The following is a 6,566-nucleotide window of genomic DNA, read 5'->3' on the forward strand; positions in this document are numbered from 1 at the left end:
ATTACCACTTTCTACTTTCCAAACGCAATTTTGTGAGCATGATGAAGACAGCTATCAGGCTCAAAAAATAGATGATATCTCTGGAGTCGATAACACCTCTGCTGATCGAGATGTAATGCTCATTGATGCCCAGGTTCATGATAACACTGTCAAAACTCCCCATCAAATCAAAACTGGCTATTTGCTCAAATCCAACATAGCAGAAGAATGAAAGGAACATTGCTATGATGAACGAGATGATCTGGTTCTGACTGAGAGAACTCGCAAAAATGCCTATTGCCACAAAACAGCCCGCTAAAAACAGTAGTCCAATATAGGATCCGATCACAGCTCCCGTATCGATATTTCCTGTTGTGGAGCCCAGTTCGTAAATCGAGAAATAATAGATAAGTGTTGGGAGCAGACTGAAAATAACCAGAAGGAAACCGGCCAAAAACTTCGATAAAATGATTTGTAAATCGCTGAGCGGTTTCGTGATGAGTAACTCGATAGTGCCCGTACGCTGTTCTTCAGCAAAGCTGCGCATGGTGACTGCAGGAGCCAAAAACATGAAAACCCACGGTGCGATGATGAATAATGTATCGATGTTGGCGTATCCCGAATCCATTACATTATATGAACCGGGGAAAACCCACATGAACAGGGAAATAGTAATTAAAAACACACCGATTACGATGTAACCGATGAGTGAACTCAAGAAGGCTGCAATTTCCTTTCTCAGCAATGTTAGCATGCGCTGTTTCTCTTTAAGTGACGAGCAAAAATAGATTTTCTCAACTACCTCGAATGACAACAACTTCACAAAGTCTTAAAAATTGTGAAAGTCCCCATTATATTTGCGGCAAATTAACAAGATAAAATGAAGGTACTCAAGTTTGGAGGTACATCAGTTGGAGAACCGGACCGGATGAGGCAGGTACTCGATATCAGCTTGCAAAATGACGAGTCTAATATCGTGGTGCTATCAGCCCTGAGCGGTACAACAAATTCACTGGTGAAACTCAACTCGCTGTTGCGTGAAAACGCCAAAGAGCAATTTAGCCGGGAGCTGGATAAATTGCAAAATCACTATGAAGACTTTATCCAAAAACTCTACAAGGAGGAAAAAGTCAAACGCGAGGCTGAGAAGACTATTTCCAAACACTTTGAAGTTATCAATTCATTTGCGCAGGACGTTTACACAGCCAACGAAGAAAAGCTGATGCTCGCACAGGGTGAGCTCATGTCAACGGCTCTGTTCAAACTACTCTGTGATGAACAAGATGTAAAGGTAGAGCTATTGCCGGCACTCGACTTCATGCGCATCAACAACAATAAAGAACCCGATTACTATTTTATCGACATCAACCTCAAGCGACTAATTGAGGAAAATAAAAGCGATGAAAAAGTCATTTTTATCACGCAGGGTTTCATTTGCCGAAATGCTTACGGTGAGGTAGATAATCTTCAAAGAGGAGGATCTGACTATACTGCTTCTTTGATTGGCGCTTCGATCAGAGCCGAAGAAATTCAGATTTGGACCGATATTGACGGGATGCACAACAACGATCCACGAATCGTAAAACCGACACGCCCAATCCAGGAATTGTCATTTGATGAAGCAGCAGAACTGGCTTATTTTGGAGCTAAAATTCTGCACCCATCGAGTGTGCGTCCGGCTAAAGATGCCAATATTCCGGTTTATTTAAAAAGTACACTCAACCCGGGAGCAAAGGGAACAATTGTGAGCCAAAAATCATCGAGCGACCGAATAAAAGCGGTTGCAGCCAAAGATGGTATCACGGCAATCAAAATAACGAGTGGCAGAATGCTCCTCGCTTACGGATTCCTCCGTCACATTTTTGAAGTATTTGAGTGGTACAAAAAACCAATTGATTTGATTACGACATCAGAGGTAGCTGTTTCGCTCACCGTTGATGACGATGAAAACCTGGATGCTATCGTGAAAGATCTTGAAAAATACGGATCGGTGGAAATTGACAGAGATCATACAATAATTTGTGTGGTGGGCGATTTCCTCGCTCAATCTGCCGGATACGGAGCTCAAATTTTGACAGCTCTCAAAGATATTCCGCTCCGCATGGTTTCTTACGGAGGAAGCAACAACAACGTGTCGTTCTTAGTGGAGAGTCGCTACAAAAAAGATGCGCTCACTGCTCTTAATTCACTTTTTGAAATCGGGAGGTCATGACGCGCAACGAACAGATAAACTGGTTTAAAGAGCAGGAAACGCCTTTTTACTTTTACGATTTGGAAAAACTCCGCATGGTGCTCAAGGCCCTCGATCACGAAATGGATCAATACGGCTATCACATGCATTATGCGCTCAAGGCAAATGCGAATTTCAAGGTTCTCACCGAAATGATCAACCACGGTTACGGTGCTGATTGTGTGAGTGGAGGAGAAGTGAAACGCGCCCTGGATGCAGGATTCGATCCGCAAAAAGTGGTGTTTGCCGGAGTAGGCAAGAGCGATAGCGAGATTAAATTCGCGCTGGAAAATGAAATCGGGTGTTTCAATGTTGAATCGCTCGAGGAACTCGAAGTGATCGAGGAGCTCGCAAAAGAGATGAATAAAACTGCAAACATCGCCCTTCGTCTCAATCCCGATGTGGACGCCAAAACACATCACTACATCACTACCGGCTTGAATGAGAATAAATTTGGTTTAAATCCAAACGATCTCGACAGCACGCTGGCTCTTCTCAAGAAATCGAAAAATTTGACATTCAAAGGAATTCATTTTCATATTGGTAGTCAGATCACGGAGTTGAGTGCGTTCAAGCACCTCTGCCTCAAAGCGAACGACTTTTTACAGTGGTTCCGCGATCACAAACTCAAGGTGGAGTGGGTGAATGTTGGTGGCGGACTCGGAATTGATTACGAAAACCCGGATGAAAAACTCATCCCAGATTTTGCGAATTTCTTCCGTATTTTCCACCAGTTTTTGAACCTGGAAAACGGTCAGAGCCTGCACTTCGAACTCGGTAGGGCAATCGTAGCTCAAATGGGTGAGTTCGTGACGCGAGTGCTCTATGTCAAAAAAGGGATTTCGCGCTCTTTTGCCATTGTAGATGGCGGAATGAGTGAATTGATAAGACCTGCACTTTACCAGGCTTTTCACAAGATTGAAAACCTTTCGCAAAAGGGCGATCCCGATCACAAGTACGATGTGGTGGGCCCCATTTGTGAAACATCAGATACTTTTGGAAAACAAGTATCTTTACCCAAAACCAAACGAGGTGATTTGATCTCGGTCAGATCATCAGGTGCTTACGGAGAAGTAATGGCGAGCCAGTACAACCTCCGCGGACCTCTAAAAATAATAACGTCAGATGATAAAGTGGATTAATATTCTTTTTGCAGCTTGCTTTTTCCAATCGGTTACGGCACAGGAGTGGACTTGCTATTTAAACGATGAAAAAGCACAACCGCGTGAGCGACTTGTCGATTTCAAACACATTGAGCTCGATATTGAAATTATGCCTTACCAGCATTTGGTGAAGGGAAGAGCTACGTTTGACATTGAACCGCTCGCTATTCCAACAGACTCTATTTGGCTGGATGCTCCCAACATTTCGGTTTTGGGTGTGAGTTCTGACCAAAACGACTCCATAGCTTTTACACAAAATAGCGAGGGAATTGCGATAAAACTGGAGAGTCCGATTCAGCCGGGCGGAATGTTCAAGCTGCATGTCGATTACAGCGCTCACCCGCAAAAAGGATTGTATTTCGTTGGTTGGAAAGACTCGGCAGATGTGCGTCAAATTTGGACTCAGGGACAGGGAATTGACAACCGTCACTGGTTCCCGCATTTTGATTACATGGCCGAGAAGCAAACGACCGAGTTGATCGTGAAATTTCCAAAAGGTTATCCGCTTTTGAGTAACGGAAAACTGGTTTCAAAAAAGGTTGAGGATAACAAAACAACGTGGCATTACAAGATGGAAAAACCACATTCCAGTTACCTGGTGATGTTGGCTGCGGGAACTTACGAGAGTGATACGATAACCAACGCACGCGGACTCGAAATTTCGCAGTGGTATTATAAAGGTCAGGAAGATATGGTTCCTTACACGTACAAAGGAACTAAAGAAATGACGGAGGTGATCACCGATTTCATGGGAGTCGATTATCCGTGGGAGCGCTACAGCATGGTGCCAACCCGAAACTACCTGTACGGAGGAATGGAGAATACTACCGCTACCATTTTTGCTGAGACCTTTGTTTGTGATAGTCTGCAATACCAAGATAAAAACTTCGTATATGTCAATGCACATGAATTTGCTCACCAGTGGTTTGGCGATTTAGTGACATCAGTAAGTCCTGAAGCACACTGGATTCACGAGGGATTTGCAACTTTTTTCCATCATTACTGGCTTGGCGAGTTCTTTGGGAAAGATGAATACTATAAACAATTGGATATATACCGCAGGGCGAGCTTTGCAGCCAGCAAGAAGAATATCAGGCCGATATCGCACAGCGGAGCGGGAAGTGCGCGTCACTATTTCAAAGCATCAATCGTGATTGAGATGCTGCGCCAGGAATTGGGTGAATCCGCTTTTAGGACAACGCTTACCGAGTTCCTCAAACGCTATGAACATAAAACTGTGAGTTCTGAAGATTTCCTCAGAACCGTTTACGATGTTACCGGAAAGCCGATGAACTGGTTTTGGGATCAGTGGGTTTACAGAGGAGGAGAACCAATGGTCAGAGCCGAACTCACCAAAAAGTGGGGTAAATCTCACCTCATTTTAGAACAAACACAACCCGATTCATTCGGGACGTATCGCCTGCCGATGAACGTGAAGTTCGCGGTTGATGGATCTGACCGTGAAATCGAGTTAGATTTTAATGCCAGAAAAGATACAGTTGAACTTCCTTTTAATGTAAGAGATGTGGATTATTTTATTCTGGATAATGCGCATAAATTGTTGATACAGGAAGATAAGCAACAATCTGATGAACAATGGTTGAATCAGATGCTCAATGATGACCATCCGATGGCTGTTGTGGAAGCGATGCGAAATTTGGAACTCGCAGATTACGATAACGAGTTGAAAAAACTCTTTGAAAAGAGTGAATCTGAGTTTGTGAAAATCAAACTCATTTCAATGATCAGTGAAAATCAGGAGTTGGTTGACGATTTATTGAAATCAGTAAAAGAGGAATCGGTTGAAGTGCGCAAAGCTTATGTGGAAAACTGTAAAGTTACTGATGTGGGTTTCCTCGAAACCCAATTGATTGCAACGAGCTATGAATTGCGCAGGGAGGCTTTGAAACAAATAATTGAAGCAGATCGCGCGAATGCTGAAACGTACATGCGCATCACAGAGGACCTGAAAACAGATCACCAGTTTTTGTACAGGATGGATTGGCTCCATTTAGCTCACTCGGTCGAGTACATCACTGAGGAGGATTTTGTGGGTGAAATGGAAAAATATTCCGGACCCGGATACGATTTTGTTACCCGAAACAGGGCTTTGATGATTTTAAGGGCTAAAAAGATCCAATCTGAAAAAGTTATCGACAACGCGATGGATGCCGCTCAATCCTTCAACAGGAGCTTACGTAGCAGCGGATGCCAGTATTTAAAAGCCCTGGATGAGGACACGAGAAAAGAACTTTTGCAGAAAGTCATGCTGAGCAGCAATAGTTTGAAAATAAAGCGATTAGAGCGTTGTTTGAAATAATTGCTTTAATTTATAGGTAGTCACATTGAAAGCATTAATTTTGCAAAATTCAAATCGCGACTCATTTTGAGTTAAAAGTAGGATTAAACAATTGAGGAGTCATTCCACACGGGATGACTCCTTTTTTGTTGATAAAAATGGAAGTGGCTTTTTGAAGCTGTATTTTTGCACAAATTTTCGATTATGAGTAAATCATTTTTAGTAAAAACACTCCGTTATTCAGCTCTTTTGGAAGGGCTTTCATTGCTTTTACTGTTGTTTATTGCAATGCCGTTGAAGTACATGTTTGATCAGCCGTTTATGGTTGAAGTTGTTGGAATGGCTCACGGAGTATTGTTTATCCTGTATTGCGTTGTCCTCTTTGGAGTAGGCGTGAAATTTAAGTGGTTTGGAATGCCACTCGTGTTATCGTTTATCGCATCTTTTATTCCGTTTGGAACATTTTACGTTGACGGCAAATATTTCAAGAAACTAAATCCGTCTTAAAACATTCTAAGAAAAGGAGTGTTGAAAAGATTAGGTGATTTGATTCTTCATTTCATAAAATGAAGTGTGGGTTATAACCTTGCAGAGATTGAATTCTCTGCAAGGTTTTTTGTTTTATGCTTTCCCCTTGTACTCGTATCCGAGGTCGTGAATCGTTTTTTCTATTGTAGATTCATCGAATTGATCAGCCTCAAGTGTTACGATATGAGAAGCTAAATCAGCATTTACTGATTTGATTCCCTCGAGTTGACCAACGTTTTTCTCTACACTTGACGTACAGTGATTGCACGACATTCCATCTACTTTTATCTTGTATTCCATATTGTTATTTTTAGTTGTTTGCGTTTTCTTCTTCGGCAGGTAAGGTAGTAGGATCACGTAAATCATC

6 protein-coding genes are annotated in these 6,566 nt (G+C 42.4%); 4 read left to right on the forward strand and 2 right to left on the reverse strand.

The window, feature by feature from the left end; translation table 11 throughout:
- Position 1 precedes the first annotated feature (1 nt).
- Positions 2 to 733, reverse strand: a complete 732-nt coding sequence (gene gldF, locus RI557_RS07585) for a gliding motility-associated ABC transporter permease subunit GldF (protein ID WP_310683065.1) — start codon at positions 731 to 733, stop codon at positions 2 to 4.
- 126 nt (positions 734 to 859) lie between these two features.
- Between gldF and RI557_RS07590 the strand changes: the two genes are divergently transcribed.
- The 4 genes from RI557_RS07590 to RI557_RS07605 all read left to right on the forward strand — a co-directional run bounded on the left by RI557_RS07590 (position 860) and on the right by RI557_RS07605 (position 6,178).
- Positions 860 to 2,191: an aspartate kinase gene (locus RI557_RS07590; protein WP_310683067.1), complete on the forward strand. Its 1,332-nt coding sequence runs from the start codon at positions 860 to 862 to the stop codon at positions 2,189 to 2,191.
- On the forward strand, positions 2,188 to 3,351 hold the full coding sequence (gene lysA, locus RI557_RS07595; RefSeq protein ID WP_310683069.1) for a diaminopimelate decarboxylase: 1,164 nt from the start codon (positions 2,188 to 2,190) through the stop codon (positions 3,349 to 3,351). The genes RI557_RS07590 and lysA overlap by 4 nt, the downstream gene beginning before the upstream one ends.
- Positions 3,335 to 5,692, forward strand: coding sequence for a M1 family metallopeptidase (locus tag RI557_RS07600; protein WP_310683071.1), 2,358 nt, complete (start codon positions 3,335 to 3,337; stop codon positions 5,690 to 5,692). The genes lysA and RI557_RS07600 overlap by 17 nt, the downstream gene beginning before the upstream one ends.
- Before the next feature lie 183 nt (positions 5,693 to 5,875).
- Positions 5,876 to 6,178, forward strand: a complete 303-nt coding sequence (locus RI557_RS07605; protein ID WP_310683073.1) for a DUF3817 domain-containing protein — start codon at positions 5,876 to 5,878, stop codon at positions 6,176 to 6,178.
- Positions 6,179 to 6,292: 114 nt separating this feature from the next.
- Here RI557_RS07605 and RI557_RS07610 read toward each other — a convergent pair.
- Positions 6,293 to 6,566, reverse strand: a 274-nt coding sequence (locus RI557_RS07610; protein ID WP_310683075.1) for a cation transporter, incomplete at its 5' end; no start/stop codon positions are given.

The organism is Salibacter sp. (genome assembly GCF_031581065.1).
In the GTDB taxonomy this organism is placed as follows: Bacteria; Bacteroidota; Bacteroidia; order Flavobacteriales_G; family Salibacteraceae; genus Salibacter.

Excerpts from the sequence above, each read along its gene's own strand:
- RI557_RS07600 (WP_310683071.1), top strand. The coding sequence starts at position 3,335 with ATGATAAAGTGGATTAATATTCTTTTTGCAGCTTGCTTTTTCCAATCG.
- lysA (WP_310683069.1), top strand. The coding sequence starts at position 2,188 with ATGACGCGCAACGAACAGATAAACTGGTTTAAAGAGCAGGAAACGCCT.
- RI557_RS07590 (WP_310683067.1), top strand. The coding sequence starts at position 860 with ATGAAGGTACTCAAGTTTGGAGGTACATCAGTTGGAGAACCGGACCGG.
- RI557_RS07605 (WP_310683073.1), top strand. The coding sequence starts at position 5,876 with ATGAGTAAATCATTTTTAGTAAAAACACTCCGTTATTCAGCTCTTTTG.
- gldF (WP_310683065.1), bottom strand. The coding sequence starts at position 733 with ATGCTAACATTGCTGAGAAAGGAAATTGCAGCCTTCTTGAGTTCACTC.